The sequence below is a fragment of the Daejeonella sp. JGW-45 genome (genome assembly GCF_029360805.1).
In the GTDB taxonomy this organism is placed as follows: Bacteria; Bacteroidota; Bacteroidia; order Sphingobacteriales; family Sphingobacteriaceae; genus Daejeonella.
Genome location: NZ_JARKNC010000008.1, coordinates 256414 through 277359, shown reverse-complemented (window position 1 = coordinate 277359; position 20946 = coordinate 256414). Strand labels below are relative to the sequence as shown.

21 protein-coding genes are annotated in these 20946 nt (G+C 41.6%); 12 read left to right on the top strand and 9 right to left on the bottom strand.

Annotated features, from left to right (window positions below; genetic code table 11):
- Positions 1-31 precede the first annotated feature (31 nt).
- Positions 32-1504, bottom strand: a complete 1473-nt coding sequence (rpoN, locus tag P2W76_RS10750) for an RNA polymerase factor sigma-54 (RefSeq protein WP_276347832.1) — start codon at positions 1502-1504, stop codon at positions 32-34.
- 164 nt (positions 1505-1668) lie between these two features.
- Here rpoN and mscL point away from each other — a divergent pair, with 164 nt between their 5' ends.
- The 5 genes from mscL (at position 1669) to tsaB (ending at position 3763) form a co-directional block, all read left to right on the top strand.
- Positions 1669-2082 (top strand): large-conductance mechanosensitive channel protein MscL, encoded by a 414-nt coding sequence (gene mscL / locus P2W76_RS10745; protein ID WP_276347831.1) that lies wholly within the window; start codon positions 1669-1671, stop codon positions 2080-2082.
- A gap of 113 nt (positions 2083-2195) precedes the next feature.
- Complete coding sequence (gene rpmH / locus P2W76_RS10740) at positions 2196-2354, top strand: 50S ribosomal protein L34 (RefSeq protein ID WP_079701901.1); 159 nt, start codon at positions 2196-2198, stop codon at positions 2352-2354.
- A 76-nt stretch (positions 2355-2430) separates the two neighbouring features.
- On the top strand, positions 2431-2826 hold the full coding sequence (locus P2W76_RS10735; RefSeq protein WP_276347830.1) for a ribonuclease P protein component: 396 nt from the start codon (positions 2431-2433) through the stop codon (positions 2824-2826).
- The gene (gene yidD / locus P2W76_RS10730) at positions 2816-3052 is read left to right on the top strand and encodes a membrane protein insertion efficiency factor YidD (RefSeq protein ID WP_276347829.1); all 237 of its coding nucleotides are present in this window, start codon (positions 2816-2818) and stop codon (positions 3050-3052) included. Before P2W76_RS10735 ends, yidD begins: the two co-directional genes overlap by 11 nt.
- Positions 3053-3067: 15 nt before the next feature.
- Positions 3068-3763, top strand: coding sequence for a tRNA (adenosine(37)-N6)-threonylcarbamoyltransferase complex dimerization subunit type 1 TsaB (tsaB, locus tag P2W76_RS10725; protein ID WP_276347828.1), 696 nt, complete (start codon positions 3068-3070; stop codon positions 3761-3763).
- A 34-nt stretch (positions 3764-3797) separates the two neighbouring features.
- Here tsaB and P2W76_RS10720 read toward each other — a convergent pair whose 3' ends face one another.
- Together P2W76_RS10720 and P2W76_RS10715 are read right to left on the bottom strand one after the other, a co-directional pair.
- Entirely contained in the window at positions 3798-5183 is a 1386-nt protein-coding gene (locus P2W76_RS10720) for a DUF5723 family protein (protein ID WP_276347827.1), read from the bottom strand.
- Between the two features lie 51 nt (positions 5184-5234).
- Complete coding sequence (locus P2W76_RS10715; RefSeq protein ID WP_276347826.1) at positions 5235-6860, bottom strand: hypothetical protein; 1626 nt, start codon at positions 6858-6860, stop codon at positions 5235-5237.
- A gap of 89 nt (positions 6861-6949) precedes the next feature.
- On the opposite strand from P2W76_RS10715, the gene P2W76_RS10710 reads away from it, so the two are divergent.
- The 3 genes from P2W76_RS10710 to P2W76_RS10700 all read left to right on the top strand — a co-directional run bounded on the left by P2W76_RS10710 (position 6950) and on the right by P2W76_RS10700 (position 10642).
- Positions 6950-7336, top strand: coding sequence for a DUF423 domain-containing protein (locus P2W76_RS10710; RefSeq protein ID WP_276347825.1), 387 nt, complete (start codon positions 6950-6952; stop codon positions 7334-7336).
- Entirely contained in the window at positions 7336-9819 is a 2484-nt protein-coding gene (gene priA / locus P2W76_RS10705) for a primosomal protein N' (RefSeq protein WP_276347824.1), read from the top strand. Before P2W76_RS10710 ends, priA begins: the two co-directional genes overlap by 1 nt.
- Positions 9820-9985: 166 nt before the next feature.
- A complete protein-coding gene (locus P2W76_RS10700) occupies positions 9986-10642 on the top strand; it encodes a protein-L-isoaspartate(D-aspartate) O-methyltransferase (RefSeq protein WP_276347823.1) in 657 nt (218 codons plus the stop codon).
- Between the two features lie 10 nt (positions 10643-10652).
- Here the strand turns inward: P2W76_RS10700 and smpB are convergent, their stop codons facing one another.
- On the bottom strand, positions 10653-11102 hold the full coding sequence (gene smpB / locus P2W76_RS10695) for an SsrA-binding protein SmpB (RefSeq protein ID WP_276347822.1): 450 nt from the start codon (positions 11100-11102) through the stop codon (positions 10653-10655).
- A 157-nt stretch (positions 11103-11259) separates the two neighbouring features.
- Between smpB and P2W76_RS10690 the strand changes: the two genes are divergently transcribed.
- Both P2W76_RS10690 and P2W76_RS10685 read left to right on the top strand, forming a co-directional pair.
- On the top strand, positions 11260-13545 hold the full coding sequence (locus tag P2W76_RS10690; RefSeq protein ID WP_276347821.1) for a TonB-dependent receptor: 2286 nt from the start codon (positions 11260-11262) through the stop codon (positions 13543-13545).
- Between the two features lies 1 nt (position 13546).
- On the top strand, positions 13547-14002 hold the full coding sequence (locus P2W76_RS10685; protein WP_276347820.1) for a thioredoxin family protein: 456 nt from the start codon (positions 13547-13549) through the stop codon (positions 14000-14002).
- Between the two features lie 83 nt (positions 14003-14085).
- Here P2W76_RS10685 and P2W76_RS10680 read toward each other — a convergent pair whose 3' ends face one another.
- Together P2W76_RS10680 and P2W76_RS10675 are read right to left on the bottom strand one after the other, a co-directional pair.
- Complete coding sequence (locus P2W76_RS10680) at positions 14086-15954, bottom strand: Nramp family divalent metal transporter (protein ID WP_276347819.1); 1869 nt, start codon at positions 15952-15954, stop codon at positions 14086-14088.
- A complete protein-coding gene (locus P2W76_RS10675) occupies positions 15951-16607 on the bottom strand; it encodes a metal-dependent transcriptional regulator (RefSeq protein WP_276347818.1) in 657 nt (218 codons plus the stop codon). Before P2W76_RS10675 ends, P2W76_RS10680 begins: the two co-directional genes overlap by 4 nt.
- A 133-nt stretch (positions 16608-16740) precedes the next feature.
- Here P2W76_RS10675 and P2W76_RS10670 point away from each other — a divergent pair, with 133 nt between their 5' ends.
- A complete protein-coding gene (locus P2W76_RS10670) occupies positions 16741-17211 on the top strand; it encodes an Lrp/AsnC family transcriptional regulator (protein WP_276347816.1) in 471 nt (156 codons plus the stop codon).
- Positions 17212-17227: 16 nt separating this feature from the next.
- Here P2W76_RS10670 and ung read toward each other — a convergent pair whose 3' ends face one another.
- A complete protein-coding gene (ung, locus tag P2W76_RS10665) occupies positions 17228-17905 on the bottom strand; it encodes a uracil-DNA glycosylase (protein WP_276347815.1) in 678 nt (225 codons plus the stop codon).
- Positions 17906-17979: 74 nt separating this feature from the next.
- Here ung and P2W76_RS10660 point away from each other — a divergent pair, with 74 nt between their 5' ends.
- Entirely contained in the window at positions 17980-18534 is a 555-nt protein-coding gene (locus P2W76_RS10660) for a DUF2892 domain-containing protein (RefSeq protein ID WP_276347814.1), read from the top strand.
- A gap of 67 nt (positions 18535-18601) precedes the next feature.
- On the opposite strand, the gene P2W76_RS10655 is transcribed toward P2W76_RS10660, so the two are convergent.
- Both P2W76_RS10655 and lysS read right to left on the bottom strand, forming a co-directional pair.
- Positions 18602-18817 carry a hypothetical protein gene (locus P2W76_RS10655; protein WP_276347813.1) on the bottom strand — a complete coding sequence of 72 codons (216 nt, stop codon included), beginning with the start codon at positions 18815-18817 and terminating at the stop codon, positions 18602-18604.
- A gap of 174 nt (positions 18818-18991) precedes the next feature.
- Positions 18992-20713: a lysine--tRNA ligase gene (lysS, locus tag P2W76_RS10650; protein WP_276347812.1), complete on the bottom strand. Its 1722-nt coding sequence runs from the start codon at positions 20711-20713 to the stop codon at positions 18992-18994.
- Positions 20714-20946 lie beyond the last annotated feature (233 nt).

The following is a 20946-nucleotide window of genomic DNA, read 5'->3' as shown; positions in this document are numbered from 1 at the left end:
CCGTCCAGACTTAAAACTTATAACGTAAAACTTATAACTCCTTCCTTAACCTCGCCACCGGAATATTCATCGCTTCGCGGTACTTGGCAACGGTTCGTCTAGCAATATTATATCCTTTTTCTTTCAGGATCTCAGTAAGTTTTTCATCAGCCAGCGGACGCCGTTTATCCTCTTTCCCAATGCACTCTTCAAGTATCTTCTTAACCTCTTTATTTGAAACTTCTTCACCACTGTCCATTTGGATAGCTTCTGAGAAGAATGATTTTAAAAGAAATGTACCGAACTCGGTCTGCACGTATTTGGAATTGGCTACCCGTGAAACGGTAGAAATATCCATTCCTATCCTGTCTGCAATATCCTTAAGTATCATAGGCCGCAGATTTTTATCATCGCCGGTAAGAAAATATTCATACTGATAATTCATGATTGAATTCATGGTCTTCAGTAGAGTTTGCTGACGCTGTTTAATTGCATCAATAAACCATTTGGCCGAATCCAGTTTCTGTTTAACGAACTGCACGGCTTCTTTAAGTTTCTTGTCTTTCTGGGATGTCTTGTCGTAATGTTCAAACATTTCCTGATAAGAACGGCTTACACGGAGTTCAGGGGCATTCTGAGAGTTCAAAGTCAAAAACAAAACACCGTCGTTGTTGCTGATATGAAAATCGGGAATGATTTGCAATTGCTTGGTTGTTACCGCATTTGAATCTCCCGGTTTTGGATTTAGCTTAAGGATTTCGTTCACCACATCTTTGAGCTCTTCGGAATCCATGTTTAGTGAACGTTCCAGTTTGTCGTAATGCTTTTTGGTAAACTCATCGAGATACTCCTCAACAACTGTCGTTGCTTTCTGAATTACAGGAGTCTGGTCTCTTTTTCTTAGCTGGATGAGCAAGCACTCCTGGAGATCGCGGGCACCCACCCCGGCAGGATCAAAGGACTGGATCACTTTCAGCATTTCCAGCACTTCATCCTCTTCCGCAAAAACGTTCTGCGAAAAGGCAAGATCATCAATAAGGGAAGCTATGGGCCGACGTAAATAGCCGTCGTCATCAAGGCTCCCGATAAGTTGCTGGCCAATTCGGAAATCCTTGTCCGACAGGGGCACAAGGTCAAGCTGAGCCTGAAGACTTTCAAAAAATGAGCTTTGTATTGCTATTGGGATTTCTTTGCGATCATCATCGTCGTCTCCATTCTGATCATATTTTGAACCATAATCGTTTAAGCTATCATCCTGAAGGTAATCATCCACGTTAAACTCGTCCATGGTGTCCTGTCCCTCCTCAGAGTTGAAATTATCATCTTCAGGGTCGCGGTCTGGATATTCTTCAGTTGGCTCATTCATGTTTGCCAGGCTTAGATCTTCCAGTGCGGGATTGTCTTCCAGCTCTTCTTTAATGCGTGTATCCAGGGAGACAGTAGGCACCTGTAAAAGCTTAATGAACTGTATCTGCTGGGGAGAGAGTTTTTGAAGAAGCTTTTGTTGAAGATTTTGTCTTAGCATGGTTTGGAATATGGGGTAAAATTACACAATAATGGTGGTATGAAATAAAACTTACTCAAAAATATCTGCGTTAATACCCTTGTTCTATGTCGTTAGAATAAATTTTGTTTATAAACATTTAAAAGCTAATTTAGATTTAACCGATAATATTTAATCCTAAACTTATGTCAGTTGTAAAAGAATTTAAAGAATTTATCTCAAAAGGGAATGTTGTCGATCTTGCAGTGGGTGTGATAATCGGAGCATCCTTCGGCAAGATCATTACTTCACTTGTTGACGACGTTATAATGCCGCCAATCGGATATTTAACCGGTGGCGTCGATTTTGCAGACAAGAAAGTTGTATTGGTAGCTGCTGATGCTGTTAATAAGGTAGAAGAGGTGGCTATTCGATACGGAAACTTTATCAATACGCTTATCCAGTTCTTCATCGTGGCTATTTGTATTTTCGCACTTATTAAGGTAATTAATTCGCTTAAGCGTAAAGAGGTCGAGGCTCCGGCTGCTCCGGCTGCTCCAAGCAAAGAAGAGGCTCTTCTGACTGATATTAGGGACATTCTTAAAAGCCAGAGAAGTTAATTTTTTAAATAATAAGTCTCTTGGTCTCATATTTTAAATCTGTTGTTTGATTTGTGAAAAATCAACCTTATATTTGCACTCCTGTTTTTTAGAGCAACAATAGATTAAAAGTCATGAAAAGAACATTCCAGCCTTCTCAAAGAAAAAGAAGAAATAAGCACGGATTTAGAGAGCGTATGAGCAGTGCGAACGGAAGAAGAGTATTAGCATCAAGAAGAGCTAAGGGCAGAAAAAGATTATCTGTATCTGACGAGCGTCGCCACAAAGCATAATTTTGATTGTTATTCGTAGCCTTGCGAATGTTGCAGATCAAAATCTGCTTGTCTGCCGGGCTAAATAACAATTTGAATGTCTAGTTTTACTAAAGAAGAACGGTTATGTAGTAAGAAGCTTATTGATAAGCTTTTTCATAACGGTTCTTCTTTTTTGTTGTATCCTTTTCGTATCATTTGGCTTTCTGAAGCTCTGCCGGAAGAAAGACCTGTCCAGGTGCTGATCAGCGTTCCTAAGAAGAAGTTTAAGCGGGCTGTCGACAGAAATCTGCTTAAACGCCGGATCAGAGAAATATACAGACTTCAGAAATCCCAAAGCCTTTACCCTTTTCTTAACGAGCATTCTTCTGCTATACTTCTGGGTATCAATTATATTGGGAACGAGATAGGCGAATACGCATTTATGGAAAAGAAATTCAATGCTGCTATCGTGAAGTTCAAAAAGGTTTATCTCGAAAGCAATGTGGAATAAAGTGATCAAACCAGCGGTGGCAGGTTTCTTCCTGTTTATAATAAAGACATACCAATATTTGTTGTCGCCGATTCTGGGCAGGCAGTGCCGGTTCACACCAACCTGTTCCCACTATGGGATTGAGGCCATAAAAAAGCATGGCCCATTTAAAGGAGGTTGGTTAACATTAAAGCGAATCGGCAGATGTAACCCCTGGGGCGGGCACGGTTATGATCCTGTCCCCTGACTATAAAATAATTCTATGAATAAGGAGCTTATCTTGCTTATCGAGACCGCGACTACATCGTGCTCTGTGGCTTTGAGTGAAGGCGATACAGTACTGGCTGTAAAGGAAGCCAACGAGCGAAATATCCATGCAACCCACATAACTCTTTTCATCGAAGAGGTGATGGAAAGCGCTGAAAAGCAATATAAAGATCTGGGGGCTATTGCTGTAAGCAAAGGTCCTGGTTCCTATACGGGTTTGAGGATAGGAGTTTCTACTGCAAAAGGTCTTTGTTATGCTCTTGATATCCCACTGATCAGCGTAAATACCCTGGATTCAATGGTCTATGGCTTGGTGAAGCAGGAGGTTGATATTGATCCGGAGGCATATTTGATTCCTATGATAGATGCCAGGAGAATGGAAGTTTATACTGGAATTTATGATATCGATCTGAGTGTTATTGAGGATGTGAATGCTAAGATCATCGATCAGACTTCATTTGACCAATTTGATGACCGGGAGTTGATTTTATTTGGGGATGGATCCGAAAAGTTCAGAAGCCTTTTCGCAGGGAGGGATAATATCAGGATTGTAAATTTCGTAAACTCAGCATCTCACCTCGCTGTCCCCGCCCACGAAAAATTAATTAAGAATATAACCGAGAACATGGCGTACTTCGAGCCATTCTATTTAAAGGATTTCGTGGCTGGGAAGCCTGCGATTATTTCCTGAATTTGAAAAGTGATCGGTTAAAATTCTGAATAAATCAATTGCTTTTCTTCCTGAATATCCTTTTTATGAATCCGCCCCCGTTTGATTCTTCCATACCGGGGATATAATTGGCGTTTGCCGGATGCTCCAGAACCCGTCCGAACTTGAAACCTGCGCCGAGGTAGAACGAAGCACCAGTATAGCCAGCCGGATAGGGAGGGCTGCTATCGTTAAATCCTTTTGCAAATTGTATCGTTTTAAACAGTTGGTCGCTTCCAATAAAGAATTCCTTATTTGGAGTCTTTATCATAAACTGCCCGCCAACCTGCATGAACATGTTTGTATTATATGCGGTTGATAACGTAAATACATAATTTCTAAAACGATAATTGTTAATAAGCGCTATATCGCCGGCATTATTAAATAAACTTTTTGCAACAATGAGATTTGGCTGATAATTACCGAAGTCTTTGTTTACCAGGAATTCAATTTTACCATTAATAGTACTTATAAATGATTTATTCGTTCTGCTGTTGCTGATCCTCTTGTCAAGGCTGTCGGCCAACCGGTCATCGGAAGTCGAGTTGGAGGCATTGTTTATAATTATCTGTCCCGTATTGAAGGCATATTCATACGAAGATTTACTCCATCTTATTATCCCCAGGTCCTTCAGGTTGCCAAAAACTGACCAGCCATATTTGAATTTATATCCCGCCCCGGCAGTAATAGAAAGTCCTGGATTCCTGAAATTCGGCTTAATGCTTGAGGCTTCGAAATTATCCAGCATGAAACTTGAACGGAACCGTCCGGCAACCATGATATCAATTTCATCGTCTTCGGGATAGATATTTAATTCAGAGTTTCTCACTTTTAGCTCGTTATAGCTTATGCCGCTTAGTAAGCTGGCTTTAACTCCAACGGACAATCGTCTTGTTACATTCTCCCTATAGCTGAGACTAAATTGATGATAAGATTGGTTCAGCAGGTAATCATTGACAATATCTTTGTATGAATCTTCAGCGAACAGGTCAAAGTCGTCAAACAGTGCAAATGTCTCGTTCGTTGCTCTTACCCTGGCATCATTTCTGACCTGCCACGATAAGCCGATTTCCCGGCTTTTCTTCACCGTTTTTAGCATTCTAAACATTGCCAGGTAATTGTTGGTATTCAATGCCAGCCTGTTATTGCGTGACCCTTTCCCCAGTTCCAGTCCCGTTCCCTTAAACACTCCATCATAGATGAGCGATTTAAATGAAGACTCTCCATCTCCGCTAAAGGTGGCGTTTATGCCGATGTTCGGTATAAAGAAATTGAAAGCAAATCTCCGGCTGGTATCAATCTGGTAGGCACTTTGCGATGGGTTTTCGAATACATCATAGAGTGTGCGGCTATTATACAGGCTGTACTGTTGCGCCCAGGCCGGCCCTTGGCAGGCGATCAAAAAAAGAAGTAAAAACGTGCGTTTCAAGAAAATAAGATCAGGGTGTTAAATTCAGTTTGTTGAACCCAAACCAGCAACATTATCCCTATATACGAGGGAATCAGACTTAGCTGCTGAAGAGTTTTTGTATCCAAGATAGAAATTTGTAAAGAAATGAGTTGTATTGCTGGTAAGCTGAAATGAAAGACCATAGAAATTTCTGAAGCCATGTTCTTTGCTTGTTAATAGTTGAGAATATTGTTTTTTCAACAAGCTTCCCAGGAGGCTTTTGGAATTGTCGAATTGAAACAGGAACGAAATGTTACTTTGATCCGCTACGAGTTGATCGAATTGTATAAAAGACTCGTTGTCGAATAATAGCTTGTTGGAATTGTAACCAGAGAGGAACCGTTGTACGGTGCCCGGAGAATTGGAAATGATCACCAGATTGTCTGTTACAGCAAAAAATGGTTTATCATATTTCTTCAATGGATCCCCAAAATAATAATAAAAGAGACTTTCATAGTTCATCTTTCGGACAGATTCCGAATAGAATGAGCTCAACGGCTCAAGGTAGAATTGTAACTGGCGGCCGTTGGAAATTCTCATTACAGCCAGATTTTCGTAGGTGGATAGCTGGATATTACTGAATTCGTTGCCCCATAGTTTTTTAATATCCCTATCTGGGTTTATGCCGGTTTCGCTAACGATCACTTGTATTTTTTCTTCCAATGCTTTATCCTCTTTTCTGTTCCGGAACAAGCGGTTCAAGTCTTTGTTGAAAAGATCATAGCTGGATAATCCATAGCATATTGCATTTGATAGATTAGTGGGAATAATCCGTTTTATAGTGTTTTGTACCGGTTTTTGATGAAGAAACAGATTTAAATATCCATCGTGCTTTTCAGTTATCCTGGAAATTCCGTTGAACATCAAAGCATCGCTTTTGTAGTTTAAATTGAGGCTTGAGTACGCCGAAAAACTGCTGAATAAGCCGAAGTTGCTAATAGGTTTTTGCTTGAATATGGGTTCTAAAAATCCAGGCTCCTGGTGGTTGATAAACAAGCTTGATAGCGCATCATTATCTTTATTTAGAGAATTATTAATCTCTTCGATAAACTCAGGTGTTAGTTTTTTTGACTTCAGATCAATGCTGGCAGTCAACAAGGATTGCTCAAAACTGCCTCTTATAATATTCCCGTCGATACCCAGATAAAATGGTCTGTCCAGCAGTTTATTCCTAACCTCAATCAATGACCCCGGTAATATTATTCTGGTTTGATTGTTATTTCCTTTTTTAATCAGATCGCTGATCTCGGTAACTTCCATGCTGGCTTTTTGTGGCATAGACCAAAGAAAGTTAAAGTTGTCATCCTGATCAGGGTGAAATGATAGAAAGACTTTTAAACCCTGGGTAGAAATGTACAGGTCTTCGTTATTTAGTAAAAGATCTTTCAACCAGGAGAGCTCCAGCTTTCTTTTGTCGCCGATAATATCATTAAATACCGGATAGTCCTTGAAAATATCATAGAGCCCTTTGTCGTTGACAAAGTGAAAGACTACCGAAGCATTTGATGGTATTCCGGAGAGGGCTTTATCATTACTGCGGCTGTCAACGGATAAATTGGAGAAATAGAGATAGGCTACAGAAAATACAGCGAGCAATAGGATTGTTGTAACTCCAAGTATAATTTTCATTAATATGGCCTTTATGCAAAATTATATTTTTCAGCCTTTGCAGAAGAATTGCTAACAGGTTTGTTAAATTAGCAATCTAATCCAACAATATGAACAAACGGATAATTATTATCGCTTCTATATTCGGAATCCTGGCGGTTGTATTAGGAGCATTCGGCGCTCATGGATTAAAGACCATAATTTCTGAAGCACAATTAAATACCTGGGAGACAGCTGTTCAATATCAGTTCTATCATACATTAGCCTTACTTTTCCTGGCAACTTTTTCCCGGTTTAAAAGCAGGGCAATTAACGCAGCTTCATGGTTTTTTACGTTTGGTATCCTGCTGTTCTCGGGATCCCTTTATCTCTTGTCGCTAAAGGATTACCTAAATATAACTGACACAGCCGTTCTTGGTCCTGTAACCCCAATTGGTGGAGTGTTCTTTATCCTGGGCTGGGTCAGTCTTCTTGTAGCTACGGTTAAGAATAAATAATGCTCGAATTTTTCGAAACGCAAGGTAACGCGCGGAAAACGATTTTTGTGGAAGTTATCTTACCACTTGCTATCTCTAAAACATATACATACCGGGTTCCAGTTGAGATGTCAGAGCAGGTTGGTGTTGGGAAACGTGTGGTTGTTCAGTTTGGAAAAAGCAAGATATACACAGCCATTGTTTTTCTGATATCAGAAACGCCGCCGTCACTATACGAGGCAAAATATATAATTGATGTTCTTGACGAGGAGCCGGTTGTTAATGAGTTTCAACTGGTGATGTGGAAATGGATTTCGGAATATTATCTATGTCATTTAGGAGAAGTAATGCAGGCAGCTTTGCCCGCGGCTTTAAAGCTCGCCAGTGAAACAAGAGTGAGGTTAAATCAATCTGCTGAAGTCGACAAAACACTTCTTTCAGATAAGGAATTCCTGATACTTGATGCGTTGGAATTACATTCAGAGCTGCGGGTCAGCGAGATCAGTAAGCTTCTCGGTCAAAAAACTGTTTTTCCACTTCTTCGGGCGTTGTTTGAAAGAAATATTATCATCATTTCGGAGGAGATCACTGAGAAGTTTAAGCCCCGGAAGAAGGCCTTTATAACTCTGAATTCCTTTTATAATGAGCCGGATAATCGCAGGGGTTTATTCGAAATTCTGGAACGGGCACCTAAGCAGCTTGAACTTCTTTTAGCGTATTATAAGCTGGAAAGACAGCAGGAAACGATCTCTAAGACAGATCTGATAGAGGCAAGCGGGAGTAGTGCGGCAATTTTAAAGTCTTTGATTGATAAGGAAATCTTTGTACAGGAAAATAAGGTAGTAAGCCGTTTAAGCAGTGAAGAAATTGAGACGTTTTTGCAGTTTAAACTTAATGAAGCGCAGCAGATTGCATTAGAGCAGGTTCAAAAGGAATTGTCGGATAAAGATGTGGTATTGCTCCACGGCGAAACCTCCTCGGGGAAAACGCTCATCTATATTCGTTTAATTGAACAAATGATATTAGATGAGCGGCAAACGCTCTATCTGTTGCCGGAAATAGCTCTCACCACCCAGGTTATTGAAAGACTTCGCCAATATTTCGGCAATCAGATTGGTATATATCATTCTAAATTTAGCGATGCCGAGCGGGCCGAGGTCTGGCAGAAAGTGCTTAAGGGTGAATATAAGATAGTTTTGGGCGCCAGATCCTCGATATTCCTTCCCTTTCAAAACCTGGGTTTGATTATTGTTGATGAGGAGCACGAGTCTTCTTATAAACAGTATGACCCGGCTCCCAGATATCATGCACGGGACACAGCAGTGTATCTTGCTCACCTGCACAAAGCAAAAATAATTCTTGGATCAGCAACGCCCAGCCTGGAGAGCTTTTATAATGCAAAAATCAAAAAGTATGGCATAGTAAGCCTGAAGGGAAGATATGGAGGAGTGCAGTCACCTCTAATTGAAGTAGTAAGTATTGCCGAAGAGACGAAGCGCAAAACGATGCAGTCTCATTTCACTTCTGTGCTCATAAAAGAGATCCGTGAGGCTTTATTCAGAAAGGAACAGATTATACTGTTTCAGAATCGGCGGGGTTATACACCTGTTTTGTTGTGCGCTACCTGTGGTTATACGCCAAAATGCATCAACTGTGATGTAAGCCTGACCTTTCATAAAAGCAGCGCTAAACTTCATTGTCATTATTGCGGCTACAGGCAGGAGGTTTTAAACCTATGTCCTGCCTGCGGGTCGGCAAAAATCGAACAGAGAGGATTTGGCACTGAGAAGATCGAAGATGAACTTCAAATGCTGTTCGAGAACGCGCGTATTGCCCGGATGGATCTTGATTCTACACGTTCCCGTAATAGCTTTCAGGTACTGCTGAATGATTTTGAAGAGGGGCGGATAGACATTCTTGTGGGAACTCAAATGGTAGCTAAGGGGCTTGACTTTGGAAACGTAACGACTATTGGGATTATCAGCGCAGACAGCATGTTAAACTATCCTGATTTCCGGGCCTTCGAAAGAAGCTTTCAATTATTGTCGCAGGTTTCCGGCCGTGCTGGCCGACGGGTGAAGCAGGGCAAAGTGATCATTCAGGCATACGATACCACTCATAGGGTGATAAGCCAGGTTATTAAAAGTGATTATGAGGAAATGTTTGACACAGAAATACTGGAGAGAAGAAACTTCCATTACCCGCCTTTATACCGTCTTATCCAACTGGACGTTAAACATAAAGATTCTTCAAAGTTGGTAATTATTGCGGCCTCGCTCGCAGGCATACTCCGAGCGCAGTTTGCCGACCGGGTACTTGGGCCCGAAACACCACTGATAGGTCGGATCAGGAATTATTATATTCAAACCATTCTTATAAAAGTCGAGAAAGAAGGTATATCTATACAGAAGATAAAGGATGCACTGCGCGACATACTTTCTGCATTTGACGCGGATCCTGCTAATAAAGGTGTGTATATTCAGACAGATGTGGATCCCTATTGAGATAGTGGCCCTATCTGTGGCTGAATAAATTGATCGTTAACTGGCAATATGTAATTATACCTTAGGCTGTGAATCTCAGACTTCACTCTCCGGCCCGGATTTCCAGGCTCAATCCTTTTCAAAATTAATTCCCAATATCCAACCTTAAACCTACTTTTACACCGGAATGGCACATAAGTTAGTCGATAATTACCGAGAAAGGGGAGCCCGTAAGAAGTTGGTCGAAAAGCTGAGAGACCGGGGAATAAATGATGAAAGAGTACTGAAAGCGATAGGTAAAGTCCCTCGTCATTATTTTTTCGATGAAACGTTCTGGGAACAAGCTTATAAGGATATTGCTTTTCCAATAGGCGACGGGCAAACCATATCGCAGCCGTATACCGTAGCTTACCAGACGGAATTACTTCATGTAAAGAAGGGGGATAAAGTCCTCGAAATAGGAACGGGGTCGGGTTATCAAACATGTATCCTGCTTGAACTGGGTGCCAAAGTTTATACAATCGAACGCCAGGAAAATCTTTATAACCGGACAAGCCAGGTGTTGCCCCATATAGGTTACAAGGCCGAATTCTTTTTTGGAGATGGTTCCAAAGGTATTGCAGAACATGCACCTTATGATAAGATAATTGTTACTGCCGGAGCGCCTCTGGTGCCGCAAGTATTGCTTAAGCAATTGAAAATAGGTGGTATTCTTGTAATTCCTGTCGGCGATGAAAAATCTCAAAAAATGATCACTGTATTAAGAGCAGGGGAGAATGATTACGAGAAGATCGTTCTGGACACCTTTAGGTTTGTTCCGTTGGTGGGGGAACAGGCATGGTAAAACCTTTCGGTTAACGCTTCATGGCTCTCGCCATTTCTACTTTAGCATCCCTGTCTTTTAGCGTCTCGCGTTTGTCATAGATCTTTTTACCCTGCGCCAGACCGATCTCCAGTTTGGCAAAACCACGTTCGCTCGTAAATATCTTTAACGGTATTATCGTAAAACCTTTCTCTTCGATTTTCGATCGCAGCTTTGAGATTTCCTTCTTGTTAAGCAACAATGCCCGGTCGCGCTTTGCTTCATGGTTATAAAAAGATCCATGCGAATATTCTGCTATCTGCATGTTACGAACATATAAATGGCCGTCAAGAAATGCGCAGAAGGCGTCATTGATATCCGCTTTGCCCTCGCGAATAGATTTTATTTCGGTACCCAGAAGCTTCATTCCCGCAGTATAAGTTTCGAGTATATGATACTCAAAATGCGCTCTTTTGTTCTTTATGTTTATCCCGCTTCCCATTGTGTTTAAACACAAATATCAGAAAGAATTCTGACAAGTCGAATTGACATGATTAAATCAATATATTTATTTTTTTAGATTAATCTAAAATTGTATTTTTGTTAATCTAATTCATGATATTAAATTAGCTGATGAGTTTTTTTTATTGATCTAATTTATGAGGTTTCAAATCTTACTTGTATTTGCGCTGTTTCACTCATTATCGGCCGCCGGGCAGAACGGCGGTGTTTATGGTACTGTTTCCTCTTCGGAGCCTATTTCTTTTGCCACTATTTCTGTCAATAACTCAAAATATGGGACGTCAACAGACTCGGCCGGGAGGTACAGGCTGGAGGAGATAGTACCAGGCAAATATGTTATCTCGGTATCATATCTCGGATACAAAATACAGAGCAAATCTGTTGAAGTGCAGGCCGGTCAGGTTTTACGAGCAGATTTTCTTCTTGTAAAGCAGGATGCCTCGTCCCTGGACGAAGTGGTTGTAACAGGTACGATGAAGGAGGTCAGCCGCCTTGCCAGTCCGGTGCCTGTGGAAGTTTACAGCCCGGCATTTTTCAGGAAAAATCCGACACCTTCGGTATTCGATGCGCTGCAGAATGTTAATGGTGTGCGACCGCAATTAAACTGTAATATCTGCAATACCGGCGATATACATATTAACGGCCTAGAAGGTCCCTACACGATGATACTAATTGATGGTATGCCAATCGTCAGTGGGTTGTCTTCTGTTTATGGGCTGTCTGGCATACCAAATGCGCTTATAGAACGTGTGGAAATAGTAAAAGGACCCGCGTCTTCTTTGTATGGATCGGAGGCAGTAGGCGGCCTGATTAATATCATCACCCGTAAGCCTCGGAATGCCCCGGCATTTTCGGGAGATGTTTTCACTACCTCCTGGGGAGAAATGAACACGGACCTTGGGTTTAGATTTCAGGCTGGTAAAAAGACAGAAGTTCTGACGGGAATTAACTATTTTAAATACGGTAATCGTATAGATAAGAATGGCGATAATTTCACGGATGTAACCCAGCAGGACCGGATTTCGCTTTTTCAAAAATGGAATTTTGCCCGTCCTGAGAACCGCCAGTTTAGCCTTGCTGCCAGGTATAATTACGAAGACAGATGGGGCGGGGATGTCACATGGAATCCATCCTACCGGGGAGGTTCGGACCGTTATGCTGAGAGCATCTATACAAACCGCTGGGAACTTCTGGGGTCTTACCAGCTTCCAGTGCGGGAATCGATGACTCTGGCTTTTTCCTTAAATGACCACGCCCAAAACTCGGTTTACGGGAGTACTATCTACGGCGCCCGGCAGAAGATCGCATTCGGCCAGTTAAGCTGGGATAAGAAGATAAAAAGCCACGACCTGCTTTTTGGAACGGCCCTTCGTTATACGATGTATGACGATAATACGCCAGCCACGGCTTTGCCCAACGGCGTCAATAACGTTGATAAAGTTTGGCTGCCGGGAGTTTTTGTTCAGGACGAAATAGCTTTGAGCGGGCAGCATAAAGTATTGCTTGGTATGCGTTATGACTACAATTCTGTCCACGGAAACATTCTGACGCCGAGAATTGCGTACAAATGGGTTCTGAATGATAACAATATACTTCGTCTTAACGCTGGAACAGGCTTTAGGGTCGTTAGTCTTTTTACTGAAGAGCATGCCGCTCTCACAGGTTCACGCGAAGTGATTGTGACAGAAAAGCTGGAGCCCGAAAGAAGTTATAATGCCAACCTCAACTTCATTAAGAAGATCTATTTTACCAGCGGAAGTTTTATAAACGTAGACCTATCGGCATGGTATACTCACTTTAACAATCAAATTATCCCAGATTACTTAAGCAATGCAAACCAGATCATTTACAGTAATCTGAGTGGGTACGCGGTTTCACGCGGTATCAGCTCTAATTTTGACATGGTATTTGCCAACGGTTTGAAAATTCTTGCCGGTGGTTCCTTGTTGGATGTTTTCTCAAAGGATAATATAGCAAGGCAAAGAATGAGGCCAATGCTTACCGAAAAATGGACCGGAACCTGGGGCATTTCTTATAAGCTGGAGAAGTTAAATCTAGGAATAGATTACACTGGTAACATCTACGGACCGATGCGTCTGCCGCGGTTAAGTAATAATGATCCCAGGAAGGGATTGTCTCCCGTTTGGAGCCTGCAAAACATTCAGTTTACTTACTCCGGCATGAATCAACTTGAAATATATGGGGGAATTAAAAATCTCCTTAACTGGACGCCCGGCAGATCGGAACCTTTCCTGATTGCGAGAAGTCAAGACCCGTTTGATAAAGGCGTGCAAACCGATGCGTCAGGCAACGTTATTCCTACTCCTTCAAATCCCTATGGATTAACTTTTGATCCGGGATACGTTTACGCGCCTAACCAGGGGATTCGCGGTTTCCTGGGCTTGAGACTAACGATCAAATAAAATGTTTAAGGGATATATAATAGCTTCAGTCATCCTGCTCTTAGCCTTTAATGTTTGTGGGCAGAATAGGGCCCTTAAATTTGATGAGCTCAATGTTTTACAGGCACAGGAAGCGAGGCCTGTGGTCGTGCTTATATCGACTAGCTGGTGTAAGTTTTGTCACGCGATGAAGAACAGTATGCTCAGGAGCAAGAAGATCTCAACGATTTTGGCTGATAAATACCGAACCGTTTTCCTTGATGCTGAGGAAAAAGACAGCATTACTTTTGCCGGCCGGACTTTCAGGTATGAGCAGGGAGTAAACGGCCTGGCAAAAGAATTGGGAACAATTAATGGGCAGGTTTCCTATCCCACTCTATGCATTCTTAATAAACAGAATGAAATCATTTACCAGCAAGATGGTTACTTGTCACCTGACGCTATCACTCAGGTGTTAGCCAAACTGCTTTGGGACTAAAATCTTAATCTACAGTGTTTTTAGAACGTGAATTCAGGGAGCTATTCTGAAGCAGCAACTGTATTAAGACCGCCGGGCAAGGACTACTTTATAATCAGGATCGGAATATTTACATTATGCCTTACTGTATCCACCGTGGTTCCAAAGATCAGATCGCTGATACCTTTGTGGCCGTGGGCACCCATTACAAGCAGGTCCAGGCTATTTGTTTTGACGATTTGTGAAATAGCCTTTGCAGCAGTTCCATAACCTATAGATACCTCAGCTTCATAGCCAAGATCTTTTAAATTGATCTTGTATTTTTCCAGGTTGTCAGTATCGCTTTGGGTTTCGTGATCCAGTACTTTCTCGCCATGAAAACGGGCTCCAGCAGTTTCAACGATGTGGATCAGCGTGTACTTGGCGTCTTTACCTCCTTGAATAAGTGCATGCCGGATGGTATTACGGTCGTTTTTCGAAAAGTCGACGGTGATCCCAATCATCTTATACTGTATATTTCCGATCGTATCGATCTCCAACGCGGGGCCATGTGGGACATTCGATAAGCTTCCACTGTGTTTTCTGAAAAAAGGAGCAAATGTTACGTATAGCAATAGCAGGCTTACGATGATTATCACCGGTATAACTGTGGCATAAATAAGCCATACATCGCTGCCGGCGCTTATCCATTCTGTCACTTCCTGAAAAACTAGCTTGACGTTTAATCCCACAATGATTAGAGCGCTTAACCAGGCCAGGATCTGTACCCAGGTTTTGATTGAATATTCTTTCATTTTTCTCCTGTCGGAGTTAAAATGGATTAAGGGGATAATAGCAAAACCAAGCTGCAGGCTCAATACCACCTGACTCAATACAAGAAGTCCGCCTAATGCATCTTCGCCAAAATAAAGGATGGTAAAAAAAGCAGGGATAATGGCTAGTAAACGGGTTAAGAGCCGTCTTATCCAAGGCTGGATCCGAAGGTTCAAATGGCCCTCCATCACGATCTGCCCTGCAAGCGTACCGGTAATGGTTGAACTTTGCCCGGAAGCAATCAGTGCTATGGCGAATAATGTTGGAGCAAGGGGCCCGAAGATATTATCCAAAAGCCTGTGGGCATCCTGTATTTCAGCTACCTCATGAAGGCCATTTTTATAAAATGCCGTTGCCGCCAGAATTAGAATTGCCGCGTTGACAAAGAAAGCCAGGTTCAGTGCTATTGTTGTATCAATCAGATTAAATTTTAGAGCTTCCCTGATCCCCTTGCCAGTTCGGTCGATCTTCCTTGTTTGAACAAGTGATGAGTGGAGGTACAAGTTATGTGGCATTACCGTTGCTCCGATAATACCGATAGCTATATAAAGTGCATTCCCTGATAGTACGGAGGGTTTGAATCCTGACAAGACTTCACCAAGCATAGGTTTTACTATAAACATCTCTGTCAGAAACGATATACCAACAATGAAGACCATGGAAACAATAAATACTTCCATCATTCGCATTCCTTTATTCATCAGGAAAAGCAAGAGGAAGGTATCAAGTATCGTGATTGAAATTCCCCAGATGAGTGGTAATCCGAAAAGCAGGTTCAGTCCGATAGCCATACCAATAATCTCTGCAAGATCGCAGGCTATGATGGCGATCTGGGCCAGTACGTATAGGGGATAGTTGACATATTTAGGATAAGCATTTCGTGAAGCCTGTGCCAGGTCAAGTCCCCTGACAATTCCTAAACGTGCACTTAAAGATTGTAATAGGAGAGCTATAAGATTGGACATTAACAGCACCCAAATCAACTGATACCCAAACTGGCTGCCCCCTGCAATATCGGTTGCCCAATTGCCTGGATCCATATAACCTACACTTACAAGATAAGCGGGGCCAATGAAGGCCATTAATTTTCTCCAACCTGTTTTGCCGGCAGTGCTTACTGAACTGTGAACTTCGCTTAGCGACTCGTCATTTTTGCTCATAGGATTACGAGGATATTTTTAGCCACCTCCCTGCTAATGGTTCTTTCTTTAGTTTCATCAACAGTCAATATTATGGATCCGTCAAATTCGATCACATCCGTAATGATGATCTTAGTCCCAAGCGTTAAAGACAGCTTTTCCAAATGCTTGAGGAATATAGAAGAATGTTCACTCACGCCAGAAATAATACCGCCTTGTCCCTGTTTCATATCAGACACTTTTATCAGTGTTTTATGCTTGAAGTTTCCCGTCCTGTCCGGGATAGGGTCGCCGTGTGGGTCGGCAATTGGGTTTCCAAGAAAATCGTCGAGCCTGTCGATCAGCGAAATTGAATTGATATGTTCGAGCTCTTCTGCAATATCGTGCACTTCATCCCATTTAAAGCCAAGTTTCTCAACCAGAAATACTTCCCATAAGCGATGTTTACGGATGATATTTACAGCAGCCTTTATTCCAATACCAGTTAGAGTAACTCCCTGATATTTTACATAATTGATGAGCTTCTTATCTGCCAATTTTCTCAGCATATCCGTTACAGAAGCCGCTTTCGTATTTGTTACTTCAGCAATGCTGTTTGTACTTACGGCAACACTGTTGCCTTCGCTTAGATGATATATGGCTTTGAGGTAATTTTCTTCTGTAAATGAATGCATACACTTAAATTAAGCAAATCTAATTATAAGTTTAGGTTAATCTAAAATTTTGGTAAAAATATATAGTATATTTAGCATCATTTTTTAAAATAAAATTTGGTTGTACTAATGAAAACCCTATTTTTGACTGAATATGGCTTTAGAACTTGATAAGATAGATTTCAAAATCCTAAAAATCCTTCAGGAAAACGGTCGCATTACAAACTTGCAATTATCTCACGAAGTGGGTTTATCGCCTGCGCCGACTCTTGAACGCGTACGGAAACTCGAACAGGCCCATTATATAAAGAGTTATCATGCGCTGGTCGATGAGGAATTGCTTGGCCTGGGAATTAAAACTTTTATCCAGATCCAACTCGATTTTCATAAGAATAATACGATTCAGGTATTTCTTGAGGAAATAGCTGCTATTAAAGAGATTACTGAATGTCATCATGTTACCGGACAATGCGACTTTTTACTAAAAGTATACGTAAAAGATATTAAATCTTACGAACGGGTAATTATGGATAAGATCAGCAAGATATCTGTGGTGAAGACTTTTCAGACGATGATGATCATGTCGACGAACAAGAAGGAGCCGGCCGTACCGCTTGAATATTAAGTTTGGAGATACCGCTTTACTTGATTTGCCAGTCAATCGGCGTTTTACCTGCATTTTTTAGAATTTCATTCGTTTTTCTGAAGTGGTTATTGCCAAAAAATCCGCTGTGTGCCGAGAAAGGCGATGGGTGGGCTGAAGTAAGTACATAATGTTTATTCTTGTCAACTAAATCGCCCTTAGCCTGTGCATATCGACCCCACAGAAGGAATACAATTCCAGATCGTCTCTCAGATAAGAGTTGGATAACCTTGTCTGTGAAAATTTCCCACCCCTGTTTTTGATGTGAGCCGGCCGAATGTGCTTCCACGGTGAGAGTGGCATTAAGGAGGAGTACGCCCTGATCGGCCCATTGGGTTAAATCACCATGATCAGGATATCTAAAATCGTTAAATTCTGCCATTAGTTCTTTAAAAATATTTTGTAGTGACGGAGGGAATTGAACCCCGCGTTGTACTGAGAAGGACAATCCATGAGCCTGGTTTGGTCCATGATATGGATCCTGCCCGAGGATTACAACCTTGACTTTGTCAAAAGGCGTGTGTTGAAATGCATTGAAGATATTCTTGCCGGAAGGATATAGAGTTTTACCCTCTGCTTTTGCCTTGCGCAGGAAGTTGCGGAGATGTATCATATATTCTTTTTCAAACTCGCCATGCAGGAGTTCTTTCCAGCTTTCTTCAAGTTGCAGCTCCATAATTTCTTATATAGATATTGGTTAAACGCTTAAATAAACGGATATTTGCAGCAAAATTACTAGATAATAAGACAATGCCTAATTTCATCAGATTGATTCTCGCAGCTATCGTGCTGGGTGCAGCGGTAACATTAATGGTTTTTGGATACTGGGGCTGGGGAATCCCGCTGGTTTTCGTTGCTATACTTATCGGTGTTACATTTCTTTTTAACGAGAAGATGCTTATAGCGCAATATTATCTGCGGAAAGATAATATGGACGGAGCAGCGGTATGGCTGGCAAAAATCGGCAACTATGAAACGCAGCTGTACAAAGGCCAGCACGGGTATTACAATTTGCTGATAGGGCTTATCGAATCCCGAAAGGCACCTCTTCAGGCGGAAAAATACTTTAAGAGAGCCCTTAGTATGGGCATGACCATGGATCATAACGTTGCGTTGGCAAAGCTTAGTCTGGCCGGAATTGCAATGGCAAAACGTAACAAGCGTGAAGCTATACTATATCTTCAGGAAGCAAAAAAAGCTGATAAGAATAAATTGCTGGCAGATCAGATTAAAATGATGAAGGATCAAATGGGCCAAATGGATAGGGTAGTGATACAACAGAGGGGGAATGCGAAGCGATTTTAAGTTGAAGCGTATTATACGCGGTTAAAGCTTTGTTTATTCACATAGCTTTCGTCCTACGCACCTGCGCCTACTTATCCCTTAAATCATCATATCGCATTTCCCGGTCGTGACCCAGGTTTCGACTAAGCAGGTCTCCCGTATCTTCCTGGGAATTATAACTGAAGAAGAACTGCTCCGCCTGGATGCGCTTTAGAAGCTGGTGAATAAATGAAAGATTAAAATCTTCCCTTGACAACTTGATCAAATATTCCTGATCGGTAATTTCAATGCTTGAGTTTTTCATATGATGCAGATTGCAGATTTTGACCCTTATATTTAACGACTCAGTATTTCTTTAGCTAATCGATTCAAACAAAAATAATAAAGGGCATTTTACGCTGTGTAAAATGCCCTTTATTAATATGTTATGATTACGTTAATTCAACCTTTATAAGGTGCCTGGTGAGGGTCAAGATGGCTAATTAAACCATTGCATTACGCTTTCCTTGCCGGGCAGTGTAATGTCGAGTTTCATTTTCTTGCGCATCCCGCCCAGGTCGTTGAACACTTTGTTTGGATTGGCAGTTTTTAATTCTTCCGGTGTTCTGAATCCCATTTTAATTAATACAGGAACCCATTCAGCCGGGATACCTAAAGCCGTAAATTCATCCGAAGAAATAGCCTTCACCTTTTTTTCAGGTCTCATCTGAGGGAAGAATAATACTTCCTGAATTGTACTTTGATCGGTCATGAGCATCACCAGCCGGTCGATTCCAATTCCAAGTCCGGAGGTAGGAGGCATACCGTATTCCAAGGCACGGAGGAAGTCTTCATCCATTGCCATTGCTTCTTCGTCCCCGCGTCCTGCCAGCAAAAGTTGTTCTTCAAGCCGCTCCCGCTGATCAATAGGATCGTTTAATTCTGTATATGCGTTACCAATTTCTTTGCCCAAAACAAAAAGCTCAAAACGCTCAACGAGTCCTTCTTCACTACGGTGCTTTTTCGCCAGCGGTGTCATTTCGATCGGGTAATCAGTAATATAGGTTGGCTGGATAAGGTGGGCCTCTACTTTTTCACTGAATATCTCATCAATTAACTTGCCTCTTCCCATGGTTGAATCGATTTCAATTGTCAACTCTTTGCATGTGGCCCGCAGGGTTTCTTCGTCCATTTTGGACACATCGATTCCTGTAAATTTCTTAATAGAATCATACATGGAAAGCTTTTCGTAAGGACCGGCAAAATCGATTTCATGTTCACCGACCTTAACAAGGGCTTTGCCATGGATTGCGATTGCGATTTTTTCAAGGCATTCCTCAACCATGGACATCATCCAAATATAGTCCTTATAAGCTACATAGATCTCCATTGAGGTGAATTCCGGGTTATGAGTACGGTCCATTCCCTCATTACGGAACATCTTACCGAACTCATAAACGCCCTCAAAGCCTGCTACAATTAGTCGTTTAAGATACAGCTCATTGGCAATACGCAGATAGAGCGGCATGTCTAACGCATTATGGTGGGTGGAGAACGGACGTGCCGCAGCACCGCCATGGATCGGCTGTAAAATAGGAGTTTCTACTTCCATCCAACCCTGATCATCAAAATAGCTACGCATCGTGTTGATGACCTTTGAACGGTTCTGAAATATTTTTTTGTATTCAGGATTGACTGTTAGATCTACATAACGTTGCCGATAGCGAAGCTCAGGGTCAGTAAAGCCATCGTAAATATTCCCGTCGTCATCCCTCTTTACAATAGGTAGTGGTTTCAAAGATTTCGACAAGATCTTCATTCCGGTTACATGGATTGAAATCTCACCGGTTTTTGTAGTAAAAACATATCCGGTAACGCCGATAAAATCACCTATGTCAAGAAGCTTTTTAAAAACTGTATTATAAAGTGATTTGTCTTCGTTCGGGCAAATTTCATCCCTGTTCAGGTAAGCCTGGATGCGCCCGGTTGAGTCCTGTAATTCCACAAAGGATGCGCTGCCCATGATGCGGCGACTCATGATGCGGCCAGCGAAACTGACGCTTTTATAGGAGGTCTTATCGCGCTCGTAGTTTTCTTTGATATCCTGTGCATTGACATTTACTTCAAATGCTTCAGGTGGGTAGGGATCGATTCCCATCCTGCGAAGTTCAGTCATCGCCTCACGACGTAAAATTTCCTGTTCAGATAATCCGGTGCTCATTTTTTGTTAGAATTTGCACAAAAGTAGAAATTTCAAAGGGATTTATGAAGCAGTAAAGTTCCTATCGTGCAGATGCTTCCGCCTCCCTGAATAACATGTTTTTTACCGTTAACTAATTATTATCTACCGTTAATTTATTTGGTAATATGTTAAAAATAAAATTGAGCAGATTTGAGTAGTCAGCAAGATAATTTGCATGATTCTCCATAATGTTATGCGATATTATCTGTTGA

What these genes read in the sequence shown, in the direction of transcription:
- P2W76_RS10690 (WP_276347821.1), top strand. Translation starts at nt 11,260, where the DNA reads ATGAGGTTTCAAATCTTACTTGTATTTGCGCTGTTTCACTCATTATCG.
- P2W76_RS10675 (WP_276347818.1), bottom strand. Translation starts at nt 16,607, where the DNA reads ATGCATTCATTTACAGAAGAAAATTACCTCAAAGCCATATATCATCTA.
- P2W76_RS10715 (WP_276347826.1), bottom strand. Translation starts at nt 6,860, where the DNA reads ATGAAAATTATACTTGGAGTTACAACAATCCTATTGCTCGCTGTATTT.
- priA (WP_276347824.1), top strand. Translation starts at nt 7,336, where the DNA reads ATGCTCGAATTTTTCGAAACGCAAGGTAACGCGCGGAAAACGATTTTT.
- P2W76_RS10670 (WP_276347816.1), top strand. Translation starts at nt 16,741, where the DNA reads ATGGCTTTAGAACTTGATAAGATAGATTTCAAAATCCTAAAAATCCTT.
- P2W76_RS10710 (WP_276347825.1), top strand. Translation starts at nt 6,950, where the DNA reads ATGAACAAACGGATAATTATTATCGCTTCTATATTCGGAATCCTGGCG.
- yidD (WP_276347829.1), top strand. Translation starts at nt 2,816, where the DNA reads ATGTGGAATAAAGTGATCAAACCAGCGGTGGCAGGTTTCTTCCTGTTT.
- P2W76_RS10700 (WP_276347823.1), top strand. Translation starts at nt 9,986, where the DNA reads ATGGCACATAAGTTAGTCGATAATTACCGAGAAAGGGGAGCCCGTAAG.
- rpoN (WP_276347832.1), bottom strand. Translation starts at nt 1,504, where the DNA reads ATGCTAAGACAAAATCTTCAACAAAAGCTTCTTCAAAAACTCTCTCCC.
- ung (WP_276347815.1), bottom strand. Translation starts at nt 17,905, where the DNA reads ATGGAGCTGCAACTTGAAGAAAGCTGGAAAGAACTCCTGCATGGCGAG.
- rpmH (WP_079701901.1), top strand. Translation starts at nt 2,196, where the DNA reads ATGAAAAGAACATTCCAGCCTTCTCAAAGAAAAAGAAGAAATAAGCAC.
- P2W76_RS10655 (WP_276347813.1), bottom strand. Translation starts at nt 18,817, where the DNA reads ATGAAAAACTCAAGCATTGAAATTACCGATCAGGAATATTTGATCAAG.
- smpB (WP_276347822.1), bottom strand. Translation starts at nt 11,102, where the DNA reads ATGGGAAGCGGGATAAACATAAAGAACAAAAGAGCGCATTTTGAGTAT.
- tsaB (WP_276347828.1), top strand. Translation starts at nt 3,068, where the DNA reads ATGAATAAGGAGCTTATCTTGCTTATCGAGACCGCGACTACATCGTGC.
- lysS (WP_276347812.1), bottom strand. Translation starts at nt 20,713, where the DNA reads ATGAGCACCGGATTATCTGAACAGGAAATTTTACGTCGTGAGGCGATG.
- P2W76_RS10660 (WP_276347814.1), top strand. Translation starts at nt 17,980, where the DNA reads ATGCCTAATTTCATCAGATTGATTCTCGCAGCTATCGTGCTGGGTGCA.
- mscL (WP_276347831.1), top strand. Translation starts at nt 1,669, where the DNA reads ATGTCAGTTGTAAAAGAATTTAAAGAATTTATCTCAAAAGGGAATGTT.
- P2W76_RS10735 (WP_276347830.1), top strand. Translation starts at nt 2,431, where the DNA reads ATGTCTAGTTTTACTAAAGAAGAACGGTTATGTAGTAAGAAGCTTATT.
- P2W76_RS10685 (WP_276347820.1), top strand. Translation starts at nt 13,547, where the DNA reads ATGTTTAAGGGATATATAATAGCTTCAGTCATCCTGCTCTTAGCCTTT.
- P2W76_RS10680 (WP_276347819.1), bottom strand. Translation starts at nt 15,954, where the DNA reads ATGAGCAAAAATGACGAGTCGCTAAGCGAAGTTCACAGTTCAGTAAGC.